The sequence below is a fragment of the Pseudomonas sp. MF08875 genome (genome assembly GCF_059862525.1).
In genome coordinates this window covers 1-2,767 of the sequence record NZ_JCBCUW010000104.1, presented here as the reverse complement: position 1 = coordinate 2,767, position 2,767 = coordinate 1, and the positions used below count along the sequence as shown (strand labels likewise).

The following is a 2,767-nucleotide window of genomic DNA, read 5'->3' as shown; positions in this document are numbered from 1 at the left end:
GCGGCGATGCTTCGGTTGTTGTGAATGACACCGAAACCGAAGTGGTTGCCACCCTGACTGTGGATAAAACCACCGTCACCGAAGGCGGCGACGTGACTTACACCGTCACGCTGACCAACAAAGCCGGGCTGCCGATGGAAAGCCACGGCCCGCTGACGTTCACCCTGAGTGACGGCACCAAAATTAACGTTAAGGCCGGCGAAACCACCGGTACTGCGGTCGTCCAAACCACCAACGACGTGTTCACCGGCGGCCAACCTTCGCTGGTCAACAAACTCGTCGGTGTTGATGGCGCCGATGACTTCGAGAAACTGACTCTCGATCCGAAAGAACACACCACCACCGTTACCGATCAACCGACCGGTGAAGGCGATAAGGTGACTGTTTCGATCACTGGCGACGGCCCGGTCTTCGAGAACCAAGCGCAGAAATTCACCGTTTCGGTCAGCCAAAAACTCGACCATGACCTCACCGTGACCCTGAAAAACGGCGCTGTTGTCGTTATCAAGGCCGGCGAACTGAGCGTTCCTTACGAGCGCGCCGCTCAAGGCGATGACGTCTACAAAGACGGCGAAACCGTGCCGATGGGCATCGACACCGCCACTGTTGACGGCAAATCCTTCGAAAACCTGGTGATCGGCGGCGATGCCTCGGTAGTCGTGAACGACACCGAAACCGAAGTGGTTGCCACCCTGACCGTGGACAAAACCACCGTCACCGAAGGCGGCGACGTGACTTATACCGTCACGCTGACCAACAAAGCCGGCCTGCCGATGGAGAGCCATGGTCCACTGACCTTCACCCTGAGCGACGGCACCAAAATCTCCGTCAAAGCAGGCGAAACCACCGGTACTGCCGTGGTTCAAACCACCAACGACGTGTTCACCGGCGGCCAACCTTCGCTGGTCAACAAACTCGTCGGTGTTGATGGCGCCGATGACTTCGAGAAACTGACCCTCGATCCGAAAGAACACACCACCACCGTTACCGATCAGCCAACCGGCGAAGGTGACAAGGTGACTGTTTCGATCACTGGCGACGGCCCGGTCTTCGAGAACCAAGCACAGAAATTCACCGTTTCGGTCAGCCAAAAACTCGACCATGACCTCACCGTGACCCTGAAAAACGGCGCTGTTGTCGTTATCAAGGCCGGCGAACTGAGCGTTCCTTACGAGCGCGCTGCTCAAGGCGATGACGTCTACAAAGACGGCGAAACCGTACCGATGGGCATCGATACCGCCACCGTTGACGGCAAATCCTTCGAGAACCTGGTGATCGGCGGTGATGCTTCGGTAGTCGTGAACGACACCGAAACCGAAGTGGTTGCCACCCTGACTGTGGACAAAACCACCGTCACCGAAGGCGGCGACGTCACCTACACCGTCACGCTGACCAACAAAGCCGGCCTGCCGATGGAAAGCCATGGTCCGCTGACGTTCACCCTGAGCGACGGCACCAAAATCTCCGTCAAAGCAGGCGAAACCACCGGCACTGCCGTGGTTCAAACCACCAATGACGTGTTCACTGGCGGCCAACCGTCCCTGGTCAACAAACTGGTTGGTGTTGATGGCGCAGACGATTTCGAGAAACTGACTCTCGATCCAAAAGAACACACCACCACCGTTACCGATCAGCCGACCGGTGAAGGTGACAAGGTGACTGTTTCGATCACTGGCGACGGCCCAGTCTTCGAGAACCAAGCACAGAAATTCACCGTCAGCGTCAGCCAGAAGTTGGATCACGATTTGACCGTGACCCTCAAGAACGGCGCAGTCGTGGTTATCAAGGCTGGCGAGTTGAGCGTTCCTTACGAGCGCGCTGCTCAAGGCGATGACGTCTACAAAGATGGCGAAACCGTGCCCATGGGCATCGACACCGCCACCGTGGATGGCAAATCCTTCGAGAACCTAGTGATCGGCGGCGATGCTTCGGTAGTCGTGAACGACACCGAAACCGAAGTGGTCGCCACCCTGACTGTGGATAAAACCACCGTCACCGAAGGCGGCGATGTCACCTACACCGTGACCTTGACCAACAAAGCCGGCCTGCCGATGGAGAGCCATGGCCCGCTGACGTTCACCCTGAGCGACGGCACCAAAATCTCCGTCAAAGCAGGCGAAACCACCGGCACTGCGGTCGTCCAAACCACCAACGACGTGTTCACCGGCGGCCAACCGTCCCTGGTCAACAAACTGGTCGGTGTTGATGGCGCCGATGACTTCGAGAAACTGACTCTCGATCCAAAAGAACACACCACCACCGTCACCGATCAGCCAACCGGCGAAGGCGACAAGGTGACTGTTTCGATCACTGGCGACGGCCCAGTCTTCGAGAACCAGGCACAGAAATTCACCGTTTCGGTCAGCCAAAAACTCGACCATGACCTCACCGTGACCCTGAAAAACGGCGCAGTCGTGGTTATCAAGGCTGGCGAGTTGAGCGTTCCTTACGAACGTGCCGCTCAAGGCGACGACGTCTACAAAGACGGCGAAACCGTGCCGATGGGCATCGACACCGCCACCGTGGATGGCAAATCCTTCGAGAACCTGGTGATCGGCGGCGATGCTTCGGTTGTTGTGAATGACACCGAAACCGAAGTGGTTGCCACCCTGACTGTGGATAAAACCACCGTCACCGAAGGCGGCGACGTGACTTACACCGTCACGCTGACCAACAAAGCCGGCCTGCCGATGGAAAGCCATGGTCCGCTGACGTTCACCCTGAGCGACGGCACCAAAATCTCCGTCAAAGCAGGCGAAACCACCGG

At 57.7% G+C, this 2,767-nt stretch carries 1 protein-coding gene; it reads left to right on the top strand.

The window, feature by feature from the left end; genetic code table 11:
* Positions 1-20: 20 nt before the first annotated feature.
* A partial coding sequence (locus AC19YT_RS28030; RefSeq protein WP_500611366.1) for an immunoglobulin-like domain-containing protein occupies positions 21-2,767 on the top strand: 2,747 nt, incomplete at its 3' end.